This is a genomic window from Bacillus marinisedimentorum (assembly GCF_001644195.2).
Lineage (GTDB): Bacteria > Bacillota > Bacilli > Bacillales > Bacillaceae_O > Bacillus_BL > Bacillus_BL marinisedimentorum.
The window spans coordinates 1-21,824 of sequence record NZ_LWBL02000054.1 but is presented as its reverse complement, the minus strand read 5'-3'; the positions used below and the strand labels follow the sequence as shown (position 1 = coordinate 21,824).

Annotated in this window: 26 protein-coding genes; 6 read left to right on the top strand and 20 right to left on the bottom strand. The window is 41.7% G+C overall.

Annotated features, from left to right (window positions below):
* Window positions 1–280: 280 nt before the first annotated feature.
* The 7 genes from tlp to acnA all read right to left on the bottom strand — a co-directional run bounded on the left by tlp (window position 281) and on the right by acnA (window position 5,962).
* Window positions 281–523: a small acid-soluble spore protein Tlp gene (gene tlp, locus A4U59_RS16290; RefSeq protein WP_066174733.1), complete on the bottom strand. Its 243-nt coding sequence runs from the start codon at window positions 521–523 to the stop codon at window positions 281–283.
* 56 nt (window positions 524–579) lie between these two features.
* A complete protein-coding gene (locus A4U59_RS16285) occupies window positions 580–723 on the bottom strand; it encodes an acid-soluble spore protein N (protein ID WP_066174730.1) in 144 nt (47 codons plus the stop codon).
* Window positions 724–883: 160 nt separating this feature from the next.
* Window positions 884–1,012: an FbpB family small basic protein gene (locus A4U59_RS16280; protein ID WP_066174727.1), complete on the bottom strand. Its 129-nt coding sequence runs from the start codon at window positions 1,010–1,012 to the stop codon at window positions 884–886.
* Window positions 1,013–1,172: 160 nt separating this feature from the next.
* On the bottom strand, window positions 1,173–1,709 hold the full coding sequence (locus tag A4U59_RS16275; RefSeq protein ID WP_066174725.1) for a TlpA disulfide reductase family protein: 537 nt from the start codon (window positions 1,707–1,709) through the stop codon (window positions 1,173–1,175).
* A 13-nt stretch (window positions 1,710–1,722) separates the two neighbouring features.
* Window positions 1,723–2,364, bottom strand: coding sequence for a hypothetical protein (locus tag A4U59_RS16270; RefSeq protein WP_169823991.1), 642 nt, complete (start codon window positions 2,362–2,364; stop codon window positions 1,723–1,725).
* 113 nt (window positions 2,365–2,477) lie between these two features.
* Window positions 2,478–3,080, bottom strand: coding sequence for a peroxiredoxin (locus A4U59_RS16265; protein ID WP_245680576.1), 603 nt, complete (start codon window positions 3,078–3,080; stop codon window positions 2,478–2,480).
* Between the two features lie 173 nt (window positions 3,081–3,253).
* Window positions 3,254–5,962 (bottom strand): aconitate hydratase AcnA, encoded by a 2,709-nt coding sequence (gene acnA / locus A4U59_RS16255; RefSeq protein ID WP_066174709.1) that lies wholly within the window; start codon window positions 5,960–5,962, stop codon window positions 3,254–3,256.
* Between the two features lie 451 nt (window positions 5,963–6,413).
* On the opposite strand from acnA, the gene sspO reads away from it, so the two are divergent.
* Window positions 6,414–6,563, top strand: a complete 150-nt coding sequence (sspO, locus tag A4U59_RS16250) for a small acid-soluble spore protein O (protein ID WP_066174706.1) — start codon at window positions 6,414–6,416, stop codon at window positions 6,561–6,563.
* A gap of 370 nt (window positions 6,564–6,933) precedes the next feature.
* On the opposite strand, the gene A4U59_RS21435 is transcribed toward sspO, so the two are convergent.
* Both A4U59_RS21435 and A4U59_RS16245 read right to left on the bottom strand, forming a co-directional pair.
* Window positions 6,934–7,104: a hypothetical protein gene (locus A4U59_RS21435; protein ID WP_157888208.1), complete on the bottom strand. Its 171-nt coding sequence runs from the start codon at window positions 7,102–7,104 to the stop codon at window positions 6,934–6,936.
* A gap of 221 nt (window positions 7,105–7,325) precedes the next feature.
* A complete protein-coding gene (locus A4U59_RS16245) occupies window positions 7,326–7,586 on the bottom strand; it encodes a hypothetical protein (protein WP_066174703.1) in 261 nt (86 codons plus the stop codon).
* 116 nt (window positions 7,587–7,702) lie between these two features.
* On the opposite strand from A4U59_RS16245, the gene A4U59_RS16240 reads away from it, so the two are divergent.
* The gene (locus A4U59_RS16240; protein WP_066174700.1) at window positions 7,703–7,843 is read left to right on the top strand and encodes a small acid-soluble spore protein P; all 141 of its coding nucleotides are present in this window, start codon (window positions 7,703–7,705) and stop codon (window positions 7,841–7,843) included.
* A 41-nt stretch (window positions 7,844–7,884) separates the two neighbouring features.
* Here the strand turns inward: A4U59_RS16240 and selA are convergent, their stop codons facing one another.
* Window positions 7,885–9,300: an L-seryl-tRNA(Sec) selenium transferase gene (selA, locus tag A4U59_RS16235; RefSeq protein WP_066174822.1), complete on the bottom strand. Its 1,416-nt coding sequence runs from the start codon at window positions 9,298–9,300 to the stop codon at window positions 7,885–7,887.
* Window positions 9,301–9,463: 163 nt separating this feature from the next.
* On the opposite strand from selA, the gene A4U59_RS16230 reads away from it, so the two are divergent.
* Complete coding sequence (locus A4U59_RS16230; protein WP_066174697.1) at window positions 9,464–9,892, top strand: Hsp20/alpha crystallin family protein; 429 nt, start codon at window positions 9,464–9,466, stop codon at window positions 9,890–9,892.
* Between the two features lie 182 nt (window positions 9,893–10,074).
* On the top strand, window positions 10,075–11,106 hold the full coding sequence (gene selD / locus A4U59_RS16225) for a selenide, water dikinase SelD (RefSeq protein WP_425388920.1): 1,032 nt from the start codon (window positions 10,075–10,077) through the stop codon (window positions 11,104–11,106).
* 38 nt (window positions 11,107–11,144) lie between these two features.
* Here selD and selB read toward each other — a convergent pair whose 3' ends face one another.
* On the bottom strand, window positions 11,145–13,079 hold the full coding sequence (gene selB / locus A4U59_RS16220) for a selenocysteine-specific translation elongation factor (protein ID WP_106406359.1): 1,935 nt from the start codon (window positions 13,077–13,079) through the stop codon (window positions 11,145–11,147).
* Between the two features lie 403 nt (window positions 13,080–13,482).
* On the opposite strand from selB, the gene A4U59_RS16215 reads away from it, so the two are divergent.
* Both A4U59_RS16215 and A4U59_RS16210 read left to right on the top strand, forming a co-directional pair.
* Complete coding sequence (locus A4U59_RS16215) at window positions 13,483–14,448, top strand: tyrosine-type recombinase/integrase (RefSeq protein WP_066174692.1); 966 nt, start codon at window positions 13,483–13,485, stop codon at window positions 14,446–14,448.
* 19 nt (window positions 14,449–14,467) lie between these two features.
* Window positions 14,468–14,695, top strand: coding sequence for a hypothetical protein (locus tag A4U59_RS16210; RefSeq protein ID WP_066174688.1), 228 nt, complete (start codon window positions 14,468–14,470; stop codon window positions 14,693–14,695).
* Between the two features lie 35 nt (window positions 14,696–14,730).
* Here A4U59_RS16210 and A4U59_RS16205 read toward each other — a convergent pair whose 3' ends face one another.
* From A4U59_RS16205 to A4U59_RS22065, 9 genes are all read right to left on the bottom strand, one after another.
* Window positions 14,731–15,312, bottom strand: coding sequence for a hypothetical protein (locus A4U59_RS16205; RefSeq protein WP_066174685.1), 582 nt, complete (start codon window positions 15,310–15,312; stop codon window positions 14,731–14,733).
* A 16-nt stretch (window positions 15,313–15,328) separates the two neighbouring features.
* Complete coding sequence (locus tag A4U59_RS16200; protein ID WP_066174683.1) at window positions 15,329–15,667, bottom strand: hypothetical protein; 339 nt, start codon at window positions 15,665–15,667, stop codon at window positions 15,329–15,331.
* A 50-nt stretch (window positions 15,668–15,717) separates the two neighbouring features.
* Entirely contained in the window at window positions 15,718–16,143 is a 426-nt protein-coding gene (locus tag A4U59_RS16195; RefSeq protein ID WP_066174680.1) for a hypothetical protein, read from the bottom strand.
* A gap of 24 nt (window positions 16,144–16,167) precedes the next feature.
* Window positions 16,168–17,022 carry an FxLYD domain-containing protein gene (locus tag A4U59_RS16190; RefSeq protein WP_066174676.1) on the bottom strand — a complete coding sequence of 285 codons (855 nt, stop codon included), beginning with the start codon at window positions 17,020–17,022 and terminating at the stop codon, window positions 16,168–16,170.
* Between the two features lie 507 nt (window positions 17,023–17,529).
* A complete protein-coding gene (locus A4U59_RS16185; protein WP_066174673.1) occupies window positions 17,530–18,864 on the bottom strand; it encodes a phage portal protein in 1,335 nt (444 codons plus the stop codon).
* A gap of 52 nt (window positions 18,865–18,916) precedes the next feature.
* Window positions 18,917–20,512: a terminase large subunit domain-containing protein gene (locus A4U59_RS16180; protein WP_066174671.1), complete on the bottom strand. Its 1,596-nt coding sequence runs from the start codon at window positions 20,510–20,512 to the stop codon at window positions 18,917–18,919.
* 75 nt (window positions 20,513–20,587) lie between these two features.
* Window positions 20,588–21,202, bottom strand: a complete 615-nt coding sequence (locus tag A4U59_RS16175) for a hypothetical protein (RefSeq protein ID WP_066174668.1) — start codon at window positions 21,200–21,202, stop codon at window positions 20,588–20,590.
* A gap of 67 nt (window positions 21,203–21,269) precedes the next feature.
* Window positions 21,270–21,665: a hypothetical protein gene (locus A4U59_RS16170; protein WP_066174666.1), complete on the bottom strand. Its 396-nt coding sequence runs from the start codon at window positions 21,663–21,665 to the stop codon at window positions 21,270–21,272.
* On the bottom strand, window positions 21,640–21,824 hold a 185-nt coding region (locus A4U59_RS22065; protein WP_211274957.1), incomplete at its 5' end, for a hypothetical protein. The genes A4U59_RS16170 and A4U59_RS22065, both read right to left, overlap by 26 nt.

Here is a 21,824-nt window from a genome sequence, read left to right as displayed (position 1 = left end):
AAGAAGTATTTCAAAGGATTGGGTGTTATAGGATATAGATTGTTGCAACTTCGTTTTAATAGGCTCGCCAATCGGCGAATTTTTTTAAAGTTATTAAGCAAGATCAATGTCCAGCTGCGAGCCCTGGCGGCTATCGTCATAAGCATTGCCGCCCCATGAAGGGGAAAAGCGCCCTTCCTGGTGCGTCCCCGCTTATGCGTGCGCCGCTAAGCGGGCGCTTTTCGCATTTGTTCTTTAGGCTGCCTTGAAATAAGAAGAGGCAGCACTGGGCTGCCTCCTCTTATTGTTGATATCCGTTTTTACGGTCGTCAGCTTCGTCCTGGATTTCACTGCGCATCGCTTCCAGGCTTTCTTCCCGCCGTTCGTTTTTGTTTTTGATTTGTTCCTGCTCTTCTCCGGAAATTTCCCCGTTTTGCAGGGTTTCTTCAGCTTCTTCAATGTTTTCAATCGTATTCTGGACCATGTCCTGGATCTTTTCAACGTTATCACTGCGGTCATCAGGTTTTGGCTGATTCTGTTTCATTAAATAAAGCCTCCTTATGCTGAATTCCATTTTTATTATGCCGGGTGATCTTCCCCTTATTCACCTTTTGTTTGCATAACATCCGGGTGCTGTCCGGATTGATCCTGCATTTTCTTGCCCTTATTGCCGCCGGCTTCACGCTGCTTTGTTCCGACATGGTTAGGGTTGAAGTGCTTATTGTTCCTTTTTGGATTACTCATGCAAAAGTGGCTCCTTTCCATATGATTAACGATAGTATGCTGGATAATCGGTCTCTTTATGTACGAACATCCCCGTTGAACAAATCTGCCTCGTCACAAGAAGGCTGAAATTAACATTATACTTCAACAAAAGAAAAAACCGGGCGCGTCAGCCCGGTTTTTACATTTTTTCTGATATTTTTCGTTCGAGGCGTTCTTCGAGTTTATCCAACGCCCTTTTGTCGCTTAATAATTCTTTTTTATTTTCAAGAACCAATTCCCTGAATGAACGCTTGTTTGGCTTGCGCATTTTTATCACCCTCGTTTCCTTTATTCAATTTCATTCTACAAAATATTATTTCCCAAAACCGGTTTAATTATTACAAATTTTCGAAAAAATATCGCTTTTATATATATTTTGTGGAATTTTGTTGTAAAAAAAAGAAAAAAGAGGGGATATCCCCCCTCTTCTAGTCCATTTTGTTTATGGTGGTTTTCATATAATCGTATGACATGGCACCTGTGAATTTTGTAAACACCTTACCATTTGAATCCACAAAATAACTTGTAGGAATGGATACAATAGAATACTTTCGATTCACATTGTTTTCAGTATCCATTAGGATTGGAAACGTCAAACCAAAATTTTCAACAAATTCGGCCACGTTTTCTTCTTTTTTCTCAGACATTGTCGCATTGACGGCAAGAATCTCGACCTTATCGCCTGATTTTTCGTAAAATGACTGCATGTCCGGCATTTCGGCCCGGCAAGGCGGACACCAGGTTGCCCAGAAGTTGATGATGACTTTCTGGCCACGGTAATCTGAGAGGCGTACTTGTTCACCTTCCAATGTTGTAAGTTCAAAATCAGGAGCAATATTGCCTTTTTCAAGACCGATTGTCCCTTCTTCTGAACTGTCAGTGGCATCACTATCATTTAGAATTACATCATAAAGCCCATAACCGATTAACCCGGCAATAAGAAGAATCGCTATCCATTTTTTCACGTTACTCCCTCGCTTACTCTTTAATGTCCTTGTCTTTCAATAGCAAATACAAACTGAGGCTCAAGAAAACCCATTGCTGCAATGAAAACATGAAGAGAAAAATGTCCCGGTAATGCAAAAAGCCGGCTGCAACCTGTCCGATACTGAACCATAACAGGACTTGCCAAGCAATATCCTTTTTTTTCCTTAAAAGATATAAAGCAAGCAGAACAGCCAGTGCTGCCTGAAAACCATGGTACATCGCTTCTTCAAAAAATAAAGCAAGGAGATGGTACACACCGGTTCCTGCCAGAACAGCAAGTAAATACTCATATAAAAGCCCAGGCAGGGATCCTGCCATTTTATTCAGTCTAAAACGCATAAAAAGGACTGCGCCCGCAATGCCAAGCCAGGCTCCGATACTGCCTCCGGTAAAATAAAGAATGGAAATCGGATTGCTTACAGCAGAAACGGGATGTAAAATGATATAACTTAATTTCCAAATTGCAAACCAAATAACTGCAGCATTCAATGTTTCATTCAACCAGTCAGCAGCATGCTGCCGGTCTTTCTTCCGAAGTGTCAGCTGCAAGGTAAAATAACCGGCCGCAAAAGATGCGGCCAGGATCATCCATAAATATTTGATCACGAATGGCCCGACTTTTATTGCATCCATTAACATTACTGAACTACCTGCCCTTCTTTCCCAATACTACCATTAAACCATAAATTATTTTCATTTTAAATAATAATACTCTATATGGTATGAAAACAATACGGTATGTGAAATTATATCATCCCTGCCTTCTTGATATCTGACATGATCCCCGGCTGGCCGGGCATCCAATTCGCAGGTGTGCCTTCACCTGTTCTTGTGGTGTACTGGAGGGCATCTATCAGCCTGAGCAATTCAATACTGTTTCTCCCTACTTTCATTGGATACAAAAGCCTTGCAGCAATGACACCTTCTGGATCAATAATGACTACTGCCCGATATGCTGCCCCGGTTTCTTCATTCAATACACTGTAGGCCCTGCTGATTTTCTGGTTCCTGTCGCTTATAAGCGGAAAATTAATCTTTGCAGCTGACGGGGATACTTCTGTAAACACTTTGTGCGCATATACGCTGTCTGTGCTGATCCCGATCAAAACCGTATCCCTTGCCCGTAATGCCGGATTTATAGCAGCGACCGCTGCCAGTTCTGTCGGTCATACAAATGTAAAATCAGAGGAATAAAAAAACAGCATGACCCACTTGCCCTTAAATTCGCTAAGTTTTATCTTTTTGATGGACTCTGCATAATAGGCATCTGCTGAAAAATCGGTTGCGATGTCACCAATACCAGCACAATAAGGCTGACCCCACTTTTGATTGAAATTGCCTGTTTTCATTTTTCACCCTCCTATTCTTTTTTTAGTTTATGGTTTTAGTAAGTTATTGTGCATTTTCAATACGGTATGTGAAATTAAAATTTATTCCCATTTATCAAATGAACTGATATGTAAGAAAATACAATCTAAAAAACGAGCAGCCCTTTCGGCTGCTCGTTTTGTTATAACGGTTATTAAGCTTTCAGTTTATCGCGAAGCACCATCTGGAGGATGCCGCCATGGCGATAGTAATCGATCTCCACTTCACTGTCAAACCTTACCAGTGCTTTGAATTCTTTTACAGAACCGTCCACTGATTCAGCACGGACATTAACCAGATCATGCGGATTGACGTTCTCATCGATTTCAACCGAAATTGTTTCTTCACCTGTCAGGCCTAGCTTATCAGCATTTTCCCCGTCTACAAACTGAAGCGGCAATACGCCCATCAAAACGAGGTTGCTGCGGTGAATCCGCTCGAAGCTTTCCGCAATGACTGTCTTGATGCCGAGCAGGTTCGTGCCTTTGGCCGCCCAGTCACGGGAACTGCCCATGCCGTAATCTTTACCGGCAAGCACAGCAAGGCCTGTGCCGTCTTCCTGGTATTTCATGCATGCATCGTAGATATACATGACTTCATGTGTCGGCCAGTACGTTGTCCATCCGCCTTCAGTGCCAGGTGCGATCTGGTTGCGGATACGGATATTGGCAAATGTGCCGCGCATCATGACTTCATGGTTTCCGCGCCTTGAGCCGTACGAGTTGAAATCCCGCGGCGATACGCCGTTTTCTTGCAAATATCTTCCGGCAGGACTGTCTTTGCCGATTGCGCCAGCCGGTGAAATATGGTCCGTTGTGACGGAGTCGCCGAATTTGCCGACTACGCGCAACTTGTTAAGCGGCTTCACTTCATCCGGGTCTTCGGAAAGCCCTACGAAGAACGGCGGATTTTGAATGTATGTGGAATCTTCATCCCACTTGTAAAGCGGCTCATCTGTTGTTTCGATTTCATTCCACTCTTCATTGCTGTCAAATACTTGCTCATATTCTTTCTTGAACAATTCAGGTGTTACAGCATTATTGATCTCTGCTTTGATTTCTTCCATTGAAGGCCAGATATCAGCAAAGTATACATCATTGCCATCTTTGTCTTTGCCGAATGATTCATTCTGCAAGTCAAAGTTCACAGACCCGGCGAGTGCATACGCGACAACGAGCGGCGGTGAAGCAAGATAGTTCGCTTTCACGAGCGGATGGATGCGTCCTTCAAAGTTCCGGTTTCCGGAAAGAACGGAAGCAACAGTGATATCATTATCAGCAATCGCCTGCTCAATTTCTTCCGGAAGCGGTCCGCTGTTTCCGATACAGGTTGTGCAGCCATAACCGACAAGGTTGAAGCCAAGCTGATCCAAATATGGCATAAGGCCGGCTTTTTCCAGGTATCCAGTTACAACTTTCGAGCCTGGTGCAAGGGATGTTTTCACATAATCAGGCACAGTCAGCCCTTTTTCAACCGCTTTTTTGGCGACAAGGCCGGCACCGAGCATTACGTATGGGTTGGATGTATTCGTACAGCTTGTGATGGCAGCAATTGCTACAGCACCCGTTTTCATAACCGATTTCGATCCGTCCGGATGGTCTACGTCAACTTCCTTATCAAACTCTTCAGGCTTGAGGCCAAAGCCCTGGTTGCCGGCTGGTGCGACAATCGCTTTACGGAACTCTTCCTTCATAACAGAGAGAGGGATCAAATCCTGCGGACGTTTCGGCCCGGACAGATTCGGCTCAATCGTTGAAAGGTCAATGTGAACGAGATCAGTAAATGTCGGGTCTTCCTTATCCGGTGTATAGAAAAGGTCGTTCGCTTTGGAATACTCTTCTACAAGCTTGATATGTTCTTCTGAACGGCCGGTCAGGCGCAAGTACTCAAGGGACTCGCCGTCAACAGGGAAGAATCCGCATGTCGCACCGTACTCAGGCGCCATGTTGGAAATTGTCGCCCTGTCTGCAAGAGGCATATCCTGTAGGCCAGGCCCGAAGAACTCGACAAATTTGCCGACAACATTGCGTTTTCTCAATTCTTGCGTGACACGCAAAGCAAGGTCAGTTGCAGTCGTTCCGCTCGGGAGCGATCCGGTCAGCTTTACGCCGATGACATCAGGCACAGGGAAATAAGAAGGCTGGCCGAGCATCCCGGCTTCAGCTTCGATTCCGCCAACACCCCAGCCGAGAACGCCGAGTCCGTTGATCATTGTAGTATGTGAGTCTGTGCCGACGAGCGTGTCAGGATAGGCTTCAAGCTCACCGTTTTCACCTTCCACTCCATGAACGACATTTGCAAGATACTCCAGGTTCACCTGGTGCACGATGCCTGTCGCCGGAGGAACAGCACGATAATTTTCAAACGCCTTCCCTGCCCAATTCAGGAGATTGTAGCGTTCTGCATTCCGTTCGAATTCAAGCTGCATGTTGTACTGTAGCGAGTCAGCCGTTCCGAACTTATCCACCTGTACAGAATGGTCAATGACAAGATCAACCGGTACTTCAGGATTAATCTTATTTCCGTCGCCGCCCATGTCAGCCATTGCTTTGCGGAGCGACGCAAGGTCAACTACAGCAGGCACACCCGTGAAATCCTGCAAAATGACACGTGAAGGCTTAAATGGAACATCGATGGACTTCAGTTCCTTTGTGCCCCATTTTGCCAAATTTTCAATATGCTCCTCTTTGATCACCCTGCCGTCATACTGGCGGAGCACCGCCTCGAGCAATACCTTGATGGAATAAGGCAGCTTTGAAACATTGCCGATTCCGGCTTCTTCCAGTGCTTTCAATCGATAATAGTTGTACGTTTTTCCTTCTACTTCAAAGGATGAACGCGCTTTAAAAACATCATTTGCCATATGTATAACCCCCTTATCGAATATAATGATATACTAATTCTTTTTAATTGTCGAAAAAAAACAAATTCCACTGCCAGATAAGCTGGAGCGTCTTTGTTCCTTCCCCTTTTCAATCATAGAGCAACATACTTCATAAGTAAATGACAGGTTAGTTATTAAAAAACATAAGAAATCCTAATGGTGAATCCTCAGGAAGGAAAGGGCAAGCCCATCCCCCTTAAAAGAACGACTTGATTAATAAAATGACTCCTGCCAGGAGCCAAATCAGCATACCCGGTCATATAGGCGGAAACGTTTTTTTCCGCCCGTTCTCAGGTGCCGAATTAATACCTCATGAACTGCATTGCTGATTATCTTTCACATTGTTCACCCCGTGTCGAGACTTCACTATCTATTGTTACATAATGGAGATGGTCTTGACAAAAGATACAACCAGGGAGGTGTCATCAAAATGGCAAAACGAAAAGCGAACCATCTCAGGCCGGGAATGAACGCTGCCGCAGCCCAGGGCATGGGCACAGGATATAATGAAGAACTGTCCAATGAGCCTTTGACTGAAGAACAAAAACAAAACAATAAAAGACGAAAAAAGAACCAGTGACGCCACGTAAGAAAAGCGCAAGGCCCCCGCTTAGCGGCGTACGCATAAGCGGGGGCACCCGCAGTGAGGGCTGTTTTCACTCCCGGAGGGGAGCAGCTGATCCGCATCCCAAACGATGCCAGACCAGCAAACCCTGAGTACCCCGGGCATGGTAATTTGCACGTTTTTTTTCACCTTTTCAAGCAAGCTGACGGTCAAAACCGGGCTGTTTACTCATATACACGATCATTCCAACCATTTAGGCCCGGTAACCAGCCGGATTTGTCTCATTTTATAAAAAGACTATTACTGTTTCTTCCTATTTCACGCCAGATGACTGTTCCTACGCGCCATATCCCCGGCTTTTCACGCCGTATTCGAACAACCGCAATCAAGGGGTTGCACTTTCGCGCGGAATCCCGTTTCTTTCACGCCAAACGATCACTGTTTCACGCGTAATCTCACATATTTCATGCCGTAGAGGCCAACTTTCACGCCGGAGCAGCTGTTTCGCGCCGTTCAGCCCGGCTTTCACGCCAAACCGGCTCCTTTTTTCATGCATGGCGACAAACCCTGGCTCGCAGCTGGACACTCGAAATGCGCAAGGCGCCCGCTTATGACGATAGCCGCTGCCGCCTGGTACTGGACATTGATCTTGGTTGAAATTTATCCTTTCTTACCTATTAAAGAAAACTCGCCGATGGCGAGCCTAAACAGTATTACGTTGAATAGATATTGTTCGTCTCTATACATGACTTATTCCGTTATGTCCCAACCTCTCACCTATTCTTCAAACCTGATTGCATTCACAATCGACGACAGGTCGTTCTGGAACTTGCGCAATTGCTCCTGCTGGTGTTCAGACGCAGTTTCAAGCGCATTATTAATCTGCTCATATGCCTCGTTGATTTCCTGTTCCAAATGGCTGAGCTGTTTTCCATAGCCGCTTGAATCTTTCACGATTTCTTTATGGGCGGCCTTTGCCTGTTCATAGCCTTGCTGGGCCGCCTGGAATGACTGCTGCTTATCTTTATGATACGGCATCATGCAAACCTCCTTCGTGTTTGTATGAATAGTGTTGCCGCCGAATAGCATTTCATTCACCAAATGCATGAAACGGCTGTTCACGCACACACTATGTGCAAAAGGAGGTTACACAGATGGCAGAAAAAAATACGTTCAAAGACATGAGGAAAAATGCCCCTAAAGGCAATCAGCCAACCCAGCCGGAACCGCTGAGCGGCTCCAAAAAAGTGAAACAGCGGAATCACACCCGCCAGAATCACGGCGAAGGGCATTAATTCCAATTCCGTCCGGTAAACAGCAAAGCCCAAAATGCTTTTTACGCATCGTGCCGTTCCAATGTCTGCAGCGCAGCAACAACTACTGCAGTATCTTCCCGGGAAAGTGTCCTGAAATCGAGAATGACTTTTTCATCACGGGCACGGGCAATGATGGCCGGACTGTGATTTCTCAGTGACTCCAACAGTCTGCTTGCATTCATTTTTGGATGTGTGACGGCGGCGGCCGCAGTCGGCAGTTCGACATCCGGCATGGTGCCGCCGCCGACCTGTGATATATCACTGATCAAACGGACATTATACGCCGAACCGCCCGTTTCAATTGCTCGTTTGAAAGCCTCGGCGGTTTGCCGGATATCCTCAATCGGTTTTAAGATGTCGCGGACAGTCGGAATTTCTAGAATTTCTTTACTTCCGAGCACGTAAGCCTTCAATGTTGCCTCAAGTGCGGCAAGTGTCATTTTATCGACTCTGAGCACCCTTGCCAGCTGGTGCCTTTTCAGTTGATCAATCAGTTCCTTTTTCCCGGCGATAATGCCAGCCTGCGGACCGCCCAAAAGTTTGTCTCCGCTGAACGAAACGATGTCCGCACCTGCATCGAGCACTTCCCGGACTGTCGGTTCATTCCCGATGCCGTATTTGCGGTAATCATACAAAGCCCCGCTTCCAAGATCTTCATAGAAAATGAGGCCTTCATTCTCCTTTTTTATTGAAGCCATTTCACTGGTTGAAACCGTTTTAGTGAAACCGATCGTTTTGAAATTGCTCGTATGCACCTTCATGATCATTGCCGTCTCTTCTGTTACTGCATGTTCATAATCATGAAGGTGTGTTTTGTTTGTCGTGCCGACTTCCACCAGCTTCGCCCCGCTTTCTTCCATTATAGAAGAAACCCGGAACGAACCGCCGATTTCAACGAGCTGCCCTCTTGAAACGATGACTTCCCTGTTTTCGGCCATGGCCCTCAAAACCAAATAAACCGCCGCCGCATTGTTATTGACAACCATGGCAGCCTCCGCCCCCGTTGCTTCCACCAGCCACTCCTCAATCAATGTATGGCGCGAGCCTCTTTTCCCTTCTTCAAGCCGGTACTCAAGGTTGGAATAGTTTTCGGCCGCTTCTGTCACTTTCCTGATCGCTTCATTGCTGAGCCTGGAACGTCCCAGGTTTGTATGTATGATGGTGCCTGCGGCATTTATCACTTTTTTCAACTTATACTCAGTCATCTCTGTCGTTTTTTTCGCTGTTTGCGCAAAAATGTATGCTGTAAACGCTGCTTCGGTCAAAGCGCCCTCCCATGAACCATCCAAAAGGCGCCTTCTCAATTGTTCGATTCCAAATTGAACTGCCCCGGTAAGTTTATCGGTTGATAGCCCGTTCCCCTGCAGCAGCTCCGTGAACCGTTCATCTTGCTGGAGCTTATGGACCGGCGGGATATGGCGTAAATGCTGTTTCATCATAAAAGTCCTCCGTCTCATATCATCATTCATTCATTATATCATGTTGCACTCTCCATTTCCCAGCACGGGAAAACCGCCCATTTTTTGCTGCCGGGCGATAGACCTGCTCACATTTAATAACGGGCGAATAATATATACCGGTAAGAAAGGAGGCGGCAATATGGACGGTAAAGAAGAAAAGTTCCCTGAACTTCGGCGCCTTGCGAATATCATGGACCGGTTTTTCGATGATCCGTTCACGGAATTTTTTGGCCAGCAAGGTTTCCGCGCCGATGTATATGATTCTGATGATAAAGTGGTGATTGAAGCTGAACTTCCCGGTTTCTCGAAAAAAGATATCAATATCGAAATCATCCATTACGGCATCAAGATCACAGCCCTCCGCAGTGAAAGTTCTGAAATCAAAGATGACGCTAAACATTACACACGGCGGGAAAGGTCGCGCCGAAGCGTTTCACGCACCATTCCTGTTAACTTCCCTGTATACCCAGACTCCCTCAAGGCAAGCTACAAGAACGGACTGTTATTGGTCACGATCCAAAAACCGGTTTCCGCTGCCGACGGAAAGCCCTATATCGATATTGAATGACCAGTGTATCCCGGTACACTGGTTTTCACATTTTTCAAACAGGCAATATATACGGGCTATCCCATAGTTTTTTGAAATTGGCTATACTATAATAGATATTGTTACATAAAAGGAGGTGCAGGACCATGTCACATTTAACATCTGGAAATGACAACAATGGAGAAAAAATAAAACTGACGCAAATGACCGCCAAATCCGGTTGAGGATGCAAACTGGGTCCTGAAGACCTGGCGCAAGTTTTGCGCCATTTACCTGAACGCAAACCAGATCCGAACCTGCTTGTAGGTCTTGATACGGCGGATGATGCCGGCGTTTATAAAGTCAGTGATGACCTTGCCCTGATTCAGACCGTCGACTTTTTCACGCCAATTGTCGATGACCCATATATGTTCGGCGCCATTGCTGCCGCCAATTCGCTTAGTGATGTATATGCGATGGGCGGAGAACCGAAGACGGTCTTGAATATTGTGGGCTTTCCGATCGCCAAACTCGGAAGCGAAATGCTCGCTGAGATCTTGAAAGGTGCTGCTGAAAAAGTCGAAGAGGCGGGTGCCATTACGTTAGGCGGTCATTCCATTGATGACCAGGAGCCTAAATTCGGCCTGTCTGTCACGGGGTTTGTCCACCCTGAGAAGTTTTACAAAAACATCGGCGCCCTGCCGGGAGATGCCCTTGTACTGACAAAACCGATCGGCGTCGGCATTATGACTACCGGAATCAAAAAGGATGCTGTTACAGAAGAACAGAAAAAAACCGTTACCGATACAATGGCAATGCTCAATAAAACAGCAAGTGAACTGCTGCATCGTTACCACCCGCATGCCGTCACCGATGTGACCGGCTTTGGACTGCTCGGGCACGGCAGTGAGATGGCGGAGGGCAGTGAAGCGAGCCTTGTTTTCTATCTGGATGATGTTCCAGTTCTGGATGGAGCGGTTGAACTGCTCAAACAGAACATCATACCTGGCGGGTCAAAATCCAATCACCGCTGGTTAAAGGAGACTGTCAGGTATGAAGAAGGGCTTTCTGTCAATGACCAGCTGCTCCTTTGCGACGCTGTCACGTCAGGAGGGCTTTTAATCAGCATGCCGAAAGATGAGGCCGTGGATTATATCGAGCAACTTCACCGACACGGCCTTTCAGAAGCCCGTATAGTCGGCGAGGTGACAGAACAGAAAGACTTTCCGATTGAAGTATACAGGCGGAAGACATAACAAAACGGGAGCATAGGCTCCCGTTTTGTTATGTCCATCTATTTTGCTGTTTCCTCTTTGATGAGTTCTCCGAGCTTCGTTGCAACCCATTTCCTTTCCTGACCGCCCCTGACAGTAATCCCGATACCATCCCATAATTCAAGCAAAGGAACAAGATATTTGCGCGACAGACCGAGCACCGCTTTTGCTTCCTGAAGGGTGAATGTGCCGTCTGTCGCTTTATGCACCCTTCTGACCGCATCGAGCAATGCCTTCTTTGAAATGAGCAGTTGATCATCAAGCGGATAGCCCTTTTCAGTCTGGATGAGATGCTGTTTGAATTCTTCCGCTTCTTCTGCAGGTATGCCTTCTTTTTCGGCATATTCCATGAATGGTTTTACCTCAAGCCCATCTTTTTCAAGTGACTCGCCAGCATTTACCATCCTTGTCTTCCATGCTTTCGGATAATGCGGCGTAAAATCGGCAAGGGCAATGAATTGGCCGCGCCGATCAAATTTCCCTTCTTCTGCCGCTTTCTCGATGACATAATCGAGCATCCGTTTCGGATAAAGCCCCGTCAGCGACTGAATAATCTCCGCTTTATTGATTCCGGCCCTGAGCGGATATTTTTCATGAAAGCCGGCAAGATTTGCCGTGATCGTATTGATGATTTCATCCCGATCGCGGATAAGCGCATAAAAACCTCCCGGCATCACATCGATTTTAGTCCCGGCGTCTTCACCGGCAATCGCTTCATCAAAAGCCGTCTCATCTAATGAGGTGAATTTAAGGATATCTTTTTTAGAGAGCAGTTTTTCCTCTGTCAAAATGAAGATGATCCGTTCAATCGGCGTGCTCTCCTTTTTTCGGCCGAGCATCGCCATTGTGTCATTGCCAAACCTGTACTTTTCGCCTTTCGGATCGATCACCCAGCCGCCTCCGACTGTTTCGGCCGGAGTCGGGCGCCTGACAATGAACCGGTCCCCGCGTTTTGTCACGATTTTATGATCGAGGCGGAACTGGCACAGCACTTCCTCCCTTCCATCTTCAAGTTCATTCCGGTCAAAAAAGATGATTTTCCCCATCACTTCTGTCGTACCTATGTGAAGCTTGATGGGGCTCCGCTGCTTCAGAGGCATCCGCAGGCTTTTCACCGTCGTCATCGTCACATCAATTGTATCAGTCACGACAAAATTCCGGGAGGATACGAGCACATCGCCTCTTTTCAAATCATGCCGCGAAATGCCGCCGAGGTTGATCGCGGCCCGCTGGCCGGCAACCGCCCGTTCTTTATCATGATGATGGACCTGAATCTGACGTGCTTTTACTTCAAGGCCGGCCGGAAGCACAACAAGCGAACTGTTTTTCTCGACATAACCTTCATAAACGGTGCCGCGCACGACCGTTCCCTGTCCCTGCACAGTAAATACCTGATCAATCGGCAGACGGAACGCTCCCCTTACATCCCTGATTTCCGTCTTCTCGAGCTCTTCCTTAATTTTCGCCCGCAGCTCCTCTATTCCGGCCCCATCCAGGCTATCCACCGACACCATTGGTGCTTCAGCGAAAATGGTTCCTTCGAGCTGTTCCTTGACATCTTCCTCTACCAGTTCAAGCATCTCTTCTTCCACACGGCTTATTTTTGTAAGTGCGACAAGGGCATGTTCGATGCCGAGAAAGTTCAGGATTTCAACATGTTCCCGTGTTTGCGGCATTACCCCTTCATCTGCAGCAACAACAAGAATGACCATATCGATTCCGGCCACGCCTGCGATCATTTGCCTGATGAACCGCTCATGCCCGGGTACGTCGATGATGGACACTTCCATGCCTTCGCCGAGATTCAAGGGCGCGTAGCCAAGTTCTATTGAAATGTTCCGTTCTTTTTCTTCCTTCAGCCTGTCAGTTTCAATGTTTGTAAGCGCCTTTGTCAAAGACGTTTTCCCGTGATCAATATGTCCGGCCATTCCGACCGTAAAATGCAATGTATCCAAATTATCACCTGCTGTATGTTATAGTCTCCTTTAACTTTAATCATAAACGGTTCCTTCATCAACCTTAAATACCGTACAACGCTTAACGTTCACAATTATGCTATAATTTTATCCTTGCTGTGCAGCAGCGTATCAGCTATAATTGTTATTGTTCGCTAAAATGATGGGGCCGGCTGGGGTACTGGTGTCCCCCGAGGTCTTCAAAACAGGACATTACCATTTATCCCTTAAAACGCCTTTATATCAAGGTTTTAAGCGGTTTTCAACTTAAAAGTACCACTAGGTTAAAACATGATTTTTCATCATGTACTTGTGCTTACATACATCAAAGACCTAGTGATCTAAACAAGCACATAAATTATAGTCTACCTCTCACAAAATTAACTTTTGGGGAGGTTTTTTTATGGACTATTTTGCAAAAAGACGGTCAAGAGGTAAGCCAACAGGATTCAACACAAGAATGAAAAAGTATGATTTAACCCTCACAGAAATGTTTGAGCGATTCATGGAAGTAAAGAAAACAGAAGGATTATCAAAGGTGACAATTAATGATCACTACACACATTTCTTATATTTCTGTGAGTTTATCGGACAAGATTTACAAAATCAAGAAATTAACGCTGATATTTTCAGGAAGTATATTTCTTATATGCTTGAAGAAAGACAAGTTTCTCCTGTTACCGTAAACGCTAGAATCAGACCTTTAAGAACATTACTTCGCTTTGCTTACAATGAAGGTTGGATAGAAGAACCAGTGTTTGAAAAGTTTAAACCATTAAAAACGCCTGAAGATACCATTGAATCCCTTACACCTGCTGAAATTAAACTAATCTTTGCTCAAATTGATGAAACAACATATGCAGGTATGAGAGATAAGGCAATGCTATACACCTTGCTTGATACAATGGTTAGAATTTCTGAACTACTAAAAATCAGGCGTGAAAATGTTGACTTAAAAAATGGAATTATTCAACTTGAAGCACATGAAACCAAAATGAAGAGAAAAAGGATTGTTCCGATTTCTCTAAAGACAATTAAAGTCCTTCGTTACTATATGAGTGAAACAGAAGTTTTCGGCTCTGACGTTTTATTCTTAACCTACAATGGAGATAGCATTGATTCAAATACTGTCAGAAAACGTTTAATGGATTATGCCAAAAATGCAGGAATTAGTAAACGTGTCTCTCCTCATGTATGGAGACATAGCGGTGCTTTACTCTATATCAAAAACGGCGGTGATCCATTTAGTTTACAGAAAATACTTGGTCACACTGATATGTCAATGGTACGGAAATATATACAAATGACTAATACAGATGTGAAGGCACAACATAATTACTTTTCACCACTAAAAGGCGTTATCAAATAAAATTAAGGGATGGGATAATATGAAAGCTATTAAAAAGAAATATCACGTACATGGAACAGTTACTCTGCCTTTTTCCGTTGAAATTGAAGCAGTTAATGAAAACGCAGCACAAGCAATTGCACAATATCAATTGAATGATTTAACCATACAACAAGCATTACTAACCCTTATCACTAATCATGGAAAAGTCATCTTGCCAGAAATCCATAACCATGAAATTGATATAGAAAACACATTTGAAGATTAATTACCAAAAGGCAGGGGCTAATTTCCCTGCCTTTCTTATACAACTTTCGCACAAGTAAGTATTAATAACCCTCTTTTGGTTAAATCATGATGTTGGACTTTCCATGTCCCATTAAGTAAATCAAACTCGTTATTAACCGCCAACTTTCCCCTATTTACTTCATTATCCTGCAATACAGCCACTATTTCATTCTCCGCTACATTAATCGCATTGTCAGTATCCACCGCAAATGATTTATTATCAACTACTACACTTATATGTATCGGCTCACCTTCTATGGTTTCATAAATCGGCTTACCATAAGGATCAGTACCTGTTTGTACTTGTTCAACTTCGCCTGGTACAACAATTTCATGATTACAGTACCGCATGAGGGCTTTATATTTTCCTATATTAAGGGTTTGTGTTTCGGTAATAGTTAAATAGTTGAATCCCTTGTAGTCAACTAAATCACCCATATAAACCGCCTGAAGCGTATGTATGTATCTATCTTCATGTTCACCAATTGCAGGAGTAGTGATTAATGCTTTTTGTTTTGTTCCATTAATCAATACTTCCTGTCCTGCTTGTTCAATTAGATATTTCACATCATTTGTTGTATTAAAAAGGTTAAACATGTTCGCCCTCCTTCCATTATGAATTGAACAACATAAAGAAATTACTATCTGATTGATCATCCGTTTTCATGTTTCGTATTTTCCTATCCAATTGATCAATTCTTGATTGGATATTCTCCGAAAAGTCGGAAATGGATACATCATCTTGTTTGTAATTCTTCATGTTGGATGGATTGTTGGCAATTGATTCAAGGATAGATAAAGCCGTTTTATATATGTTCCTTTTGCTGGTTGCTGATTGCGGATTATATTCTTCATGCGGTTGTAGGTTGTTCTCTTGCAGGTAGATGGATAATTCCTCTTGCGATAAGTTAATTGATTGCACTTCCAGTTGAAGGCGTTGTAAGTTAGTCAAAATAAATCACTCTCCTTTATAAATAAAAAAATAAGCCCAAAAGGACTTATTCACTCAAATGCTTTTTTGTTTTCCCATTCCTCTTTATCTTTCTTATCTTTCCAATCAAGAAACTCTTCTAACTCTTTATTAGTCATATCATCAGGATTACCCGTTTTATAAAATTCATTTTTGTCTTGTTGCTCGTTCAATACATCAGAAATGAATATTGTACCGACAAACAAAAATACCGCAGCAATAGAAACAAAAAACAAATAAGGAATAAGTTTTGACTTAGTTGATTCTTTAATTTCACCTAGATAATCAAATTTCTCATGACACATTGGACAAATAAAGGTATCTTTTAATTCAAAACTTCGTAATTGTTCATTTAGAGGTATCTTATAATCCTTTATCGGCTGAAATTCCTGTTTATAACCACAATCACAAACACCCACAATGCCACTTTTTCCAGAATGTGATTTAAGAGTATTCATCTAATCACTTCCTCAATTCATAAATTACTTAAAGTCGATTATCTTATAACTGCAATTGCTTATTGATTCATTGTAAGGTGTCATAATATCAAAAGATTTTCTACTGTTTGGAGACAAACCTTCACTTCCTACAGCGTATGTCCAATCAGTGTCGATAATATTCCCTGAAGCATCGGTATAAGTCGCTTGCACTTTAATATATGAATACTTTATTCCTGTCGGATTTTTTACATATCCTTCGACATAAACGTAATCTCCATCAACCTTACAACTTGTTTCCTCTAACTTTAAAGTTTCCGTTGATTCACCTGCCACTACACCATTCGTTGAATTGCCCGATCCATTATTTCCATTGGTATTCGTGTTACTAACAGTTCTTGATTGAAAATCATCGTTTTCATCATAATATGTATGAGTCATTACGGTATCTTCAAGGGGATTTGAAGTATCATAATCTATGGAAAATATGCTCGATTTTTCTTTCATATCTATTACAGAGATAGAATCAATTGAACAATATTTATTCCTACCACAATCCAAAAGCACATTTTCAATATTTTCATCTACTACTTCCGCTATACTGTACAAAACGTTGAGTTTTTCTGTATCCCCTAACTCTAAAAATTTTTCTGTTGCATTACCAATTACGTTATATGTATAAGATGTTTTACCGTTATATTTTACAGGTTCTTCAATATTATCTCTACTAACATTAATAAACAAAACATACTTTGCAATCTCTTCATTATTAACCAATTGTTCATTTAGATTCTCAACGCTACTTTCATCTAATGAGAAAAAATTTAAGTAAATTACTACGCTACCAATCATTGACAAGACAATAAGTAAACTGATAATAATTCTTTTATCTTTCCACACCGCTATTCCCTCCTTCTCATTGTATAGTTAAATTCTACCATGATTATAGGAGGGATTGATCAAATTGTCGGAAAATAATAGTAAATATTGAAAGTTTCAATAGAAAAAGCACCCTGGGTAGAGTGCATGTGAGTGATCAGGTGGAATTGTAGTTTTTTTGGGCGTGAAAAATTGAGTATGCTATGCCGAAATCTAGCCAATTAGGGGTATCAATAGCCACGATATACAGAATGAATTGCCTATATAATTTACGATATATAGGCAATTGCACTCTAGTAGACATAATGCATGTTATCGGAAGTAGTTTTAACCTTATATAATATCAATATCAAAACCTTTTAGTCAACATCAGTTTATCATCATATTAGGAAAATGCAAGCCCTATATATAATAACATGCGGATTTTTTTCAATATTACTCCTATTATCTCCACTTCCCATCATTAAGCCGTTTTGACTAAATCCACCTCTAGCATCACACACCCCTAATCAGCCACAACATACAGTATCAATCTACCTCTTCCCCGCTTAAATTATTTCCCTGATTATTTCCCTCATCTCTATTACCTTCATCCTTTAACCGTTCCAACTCCATCTGGACATCATTTGTATATGGACTATGATTAAGCACACTCTCCAAACTAATCGCCTTCATTTCATCCAGTTGCTTCAGATTCTCTATGATTTCCTTGTCATTAGAAGGCATAGCATAATGAAATACCATATCCAGCGTTTCATACTCATCGGCTTCAAACTTGATCCCTTTGTATTCAAGTAACCGCCTAACCTTGTCAAAACGCTGTTCTAGTCCTTCTCTCATGAATTGTTCATTGAAACCGGCTTTGATATTAGCCAATGAGAACAATAACTTAATACTAACCTCTGACAAGTTACTAATATCCGTCTTATTCATTGATACAGCAGGCGTTTGTGATACATCAAGTAACGCTTGCAGCAATGTTTTATAGATACTTTCAAAGCTCTTATAATCCAACTGGTTACTAACCATTTTAAAATCAGAACCATCATCAAGATTAACTCCACCGCCAACAACATGAGAAGGTAGTCCATCACCTTTCAACTGTTGACCGATAGCAACCGGAATCGGATTCATAAACTTATAGAACCCATCAGTGTACTTACTGATCAAGTCCTCCATTGAATCAAGAATACTAATCCAATCTTCTAATTCACTTCTGCCTTGTACTTCACTCAACTCATTTTGATTGTTATATACAATAGGCAAGCCAGCAAGGTTATGATACCTACCAGTAAGTCGTAATTCTCCACCTAGATTGTCGTATTTCTCTACTGTATCATCAGTGAACACAGTATAATAATCCACTCCATCAAGCATATACGCTTCGATAAAGGCAATTAGATTGTTTTCATGGTCATATATTGGATAACTATCAGCCGGATCAATTAATTTACTTTTAATCATGCCTTTATCCAGATAAACATACTCTGCCACTTCTCCATATTTAACAACTTTGTCAAGGATATTAAAGTTAATCCGGTCATACTTACCCTTCTTATTTACCTTTTGATACTCCTTTACAACTCCCTCATTACCTGTCATTGTTAAAGGGTTTTGAAGCAAATAAGCGGTTTGATAATTCAATAGTGTCTTAGCATACTGCAATACAATCTTTCTAGGTACAAACTCTTTACCGTTATACATTTCATTTGGTCGTTGAGTAATCGCATGAGAACCATTCAAATAGTCCTTCAGGTCACTTATCTTATTCACCTTCTGTTGACTGGCAACGGTATTAATCTCTTCCAAAAACCAATCAGAACGCCCCTCATGATACTCTTTTATGTATTGTTCTAATTTCACTTTGTCGCCCCCTCAAATAAAATAAAAAGACACTCCCATATAATGAGAATGTCTACACATACCACTTTCCAACTTTCATGCCCTGGACTGCCAACGCACAACTAATCACAAGGTCATCATGATTCTTTTCGCCTTTCTTATTTCCCATTTTGCCTTCATTTTCTTGGAATATCTGCATTTGCTGAAGTGTTTCTTTACACTCGATATTGTATAAGCCAGTTTCAAACTGTTCCTTATAGTCACTAATTAATACTGATTTACTGGCATTGGTTGTCATAAAACCCAATTGCATTTTCTTTTTTCCACGTTGATCAAACATCTTTTGCTTATATAGATTCAAATAACCGTAATCATTCCGCAGCCGTTCCAGTAAAGGTAATCCGTAACTGTTCCTTTCTACTGTAAGGAAAGCATAGTTAAAATACCTTCCAATAGCATCAACAATTTCAGCAAACTTATATACTGGTACTTTATTATGATAGAAACTTGCCACTTGCTGGCCGTCAGAATCAAATATACTAACTGTTGAATAGTCAGCCCCACTACCTGAAGCCGTATCCACTCCACCATAATATTTCATGCCACGTTTAGGCAGGTAATATATGTAAAATCCTTTATTTATGTACCTATGTAATACTTCCGGCACTTCATCAATTAACTGTTTCCTATCCAATGGAGTAAGTACATGATTAATCCGCTCTAACACTTTCGATTGATCAAATACCGCATTACCACTTGTAACGAATGATTCAAGTGGGTTTGAAGGATATTCTTGTTGAAACTCCTGTAATTCCATATCAAGCAACTTGTATCTTCTCCACATTAAAAAACGCAGGTTTGCACCTGCATCATGTAATACCTTTTCTGTTGGCTCTAATTCCTTCACGGATAATCGAACGCCTTTGTTATCTTCCTTAAACCATTTTTCCGCTTCATCATGGTCATGTTTGAATTGTTTCTTATATAACTCATGAAAGAAAGGAATGAACATTGCTTTATACTTACTGTTTCCTTTCCACGCCGACATAAACAATTTGTAATAGTTGTTGCCAGTACCGTTAGAAGTTGTTTCAATTGTTAATTGGCTTGCTTCACCTTTCATGAGTGACTGTTCAGCCGACAACAATTGCATTTCTTGTCTAGTGTAAAAGGCATACTCTGACAAATGAATATAAGAATATGTACTACCTCGCCCGATTGATTTATTGCCAGCAACCATACATGTAATCCGTGAACCATTTTCAAACCATAATTCATCCCTATTTGCTCGCCTGACAGCCGGAAATAATTCACTATACTTATCTCTCGGTAACCATTCATTCATCTGTTTTAACTTTTCAAATAACGCCTTTGAAGAATCCAATTTGTAACTGACAATAAGGATATTTTCATTTTCATTCTTGATTGCTCTCCATAACGCTTTAGCCAGTGTAAAAGTAGAAATTCCGCCCTGTCTGGCTTTTGAAACTATAACAAACCTATTCTTATTCATTAGATTATTTAACTCAACCTGTGCCGAATTAAGCTCTAGTTTCACTTTCTCATTGTTGTTATCAATAATGTAAATAAAATTCTTAGAGAACAATTCAAAATCATCCATTATCAACTTTAACTTTTCTGTTTTAGTCATTTTCTTTTTCGCAGCCATCATCCCACCTCCCAGAACAAAAGAAAAAGGAGTGCTATAAGCACCCCTAAATCTCTAATGTTATACTATGTAATATTAAGATTTGGTTGTTTTTATAAAATCATCGTAATCCTCTTTGACTCTTTGAAAGAGTTTTGCATTACCTCCCGTATCAGGATGGAGAATACGCAATAACTTTTTAAACTCCTTTACTACTTCCTGATTTGTAACACCAGAAGACAACCCTAATTCTTCTCGATAATTTTTAGATGGTAAAATTAAATCCTGTCCAAATAACTTTTGTCGGTACTGTCTTAAATCTTCATCGGACATATCACTAAAAAAACTATGAGAATTACTGGTATTTCTATTTTCATCAATGGTTTGTTTCATTGATTTCATTTTCAAATTCAAATTTTCTTGTCTAAGCCTATCAACTTCAAGTTGTAGTTTATGATTTTCCTTAGCAAGAACACCTCTTTCCTTTTGTTTTATTTTATACTCCAATTCCTTAATCCGTTTATCCTTATCTCTTCCAGTACGTTCATTGATAAATCTTTGTAAATCATCATTCTCAATTATGTATCCTGCTTTTCTGTTTTCTGTTCTTTTTGCTTTTATCTTACCTTCTCTTAACCACCGTCTAACTGTTTGAATGCTATCCGTAACACCCGCTGATTTTAACTTTTTAAATGCTTGGTCTGTATTCATTGATTACCTCCTAGATTTAATTTTATATACAGTAACATTATATCATGTAACATTATAATTTGTAACATTAAATCTCTAAATCATCATCTTCTTCTATTTCATCTTCTTCCGGCTTACTGAACGCCTTTTCAGCAAGTTTTGCATGACTGGATATATCTTTCTGCAACTGCAAGAACAATTTAACTGATTGCGGATCTCCTGATTTGGCTTGTTCGGACACTTTCTTATAAATATCATCTAAATCATTTGCAATAAGCCCATTCAGATATATAGCAAGCAACTGTTTATAATCCGCAGTACGCTCCCATGCAATAAATCCATTCAATGTTTTCTTACCGACATACCGCAAAAACTCTTTTTCTGTTTTCTTTGGCAGTCGTTGATCATATCGAATATCATGTTTCCATAAGAAATATTCCTTTTTGAGTTTAGGAACGTTACTTAACGCTTCGTAAATGTTCAATTTCTTCACGCTCCTTTTTTAGGAATTGTTTATTTAATTCCAGCATGTCATACACTCGCTGATTAGATTCTAATAATTGGTCAATACCTTTCTGGACTTCAGTTAATGATGTTTTCATTTCACTCATATCTGACTTAATTTCTGTAATTGTTTTATTAA

Coding starts and splice junctions, on each gene's coding strand:
- tlp (WP_066174733.1), bottom strand. CDS start 523: ATGAAACAGAATCAGCCAAAACCTGATGACCGCAGTGATAACGTTGAA.
- A4U59_RS16285 (WP_066174730.1), bottom strand. CDS start 723: ATGAGTAATCCAAAAAGGAACAATAAGCACTTCAACCCTAACCATGTC.
- A4U59_RS16280 (WP_066174727.1), bottom strand. CDS start 1,012: ATGCGCAAGCCAAACAAGCGTTCATTCAGGGAATTGGTTCTTGAAAAT.
- A4U59_RS16270 (WP_169823991.1), bottom strand. CDS start 2,364: ATGGATGCAATAAAAGTCGGGCCATTCGTGATCAAATATTTATGGATG.
- acnA (WP_066174709.1), bottom strand. CDS start 5,962: ATGGCAAATGATGTTTTTAAAGCGCGTTCATCCTTTGAAGTAGAAGGA.
- sspO (WP_066174706.1), top strand. CDS start 6,414: ATGGCAAAACGAAAAGCGAACCATCTCAGGCCGGGAATGAACGCTGCC.
- A4U59_RS21435 (WP_157888208.1), bottom strand. CDS start 7,104: ATGCATGAAAAAAGGAGCCGGTTTGGCGTGAAAGCCGGGCTGAACGGC.
- A4U59_RS16245 (WP_066174703.1), bottom strand. CDS start 7,586: ATGCCGTATCATAAAGATAAGCAGCAGTCATTCCAGGCGGCCCAGCAA.
- A4U59_RS16240 (WP_066174700.1), top strand. CDS start 7,703: ATGGCAGAAAAAAATACGTTCAAAGACATGAGGAAAAATGCCCCTAAA.
- selA (WP_066174822.1), bottom strand. CDS start 9,300: ATGAAACAGCATTTACGCCATATCCCGCCGGTCCATAAGCTCCAGCAA.
- A4U59_RS16230 (WP_066174697.1), top strand. CDS start 9,464: ATGGACGGTAAAGAAGAAAAGTTCCCTGAACTTCGGCGCCTTGCGAAT.
- A4U59_RS16215 (WP_066174692.1), top strand. CDS start 13,483: ATGGACTATTTTGCAAAAAGACGGTCAAGAGGTAAGCCAACAGGATTC.
- A4U59_RS16210 (WP_066174688.1), top strand. CDS start 14,468: ATGAAAGCTATTAAAAAGAAATATCACGTACATGGAACAGTTACTCTG.
- A4U59_RS16205 (WP_066174685.1), bottom strand. CDS start 15,312: ATGTTTAACCTTTTTAATACAACAAATGATGTGAAATATCTAATTGAA.
- A4U59_RS16195 (WP_066174680.1), bottom strand. CDS start 16,143: ATGAATACTCTTAAATCACATTCTGGAAAAAGTGGCATTGTGGGTGTT.
- A4U59_RS16180 (WP_066174671.1), bottom strand. CDS start 20,512: ATGGCTGCGAAAAAGAAAATGACTAAAACAGAAAAGTTAAAGTTGATA.
- A4U59_RS16175 (WP_066174668.1), bottom strand. CDS start 21,202: ATGAATACAGACCAAGCATTTAAAAAGTTAAAATCAGCGGGTGTTACG.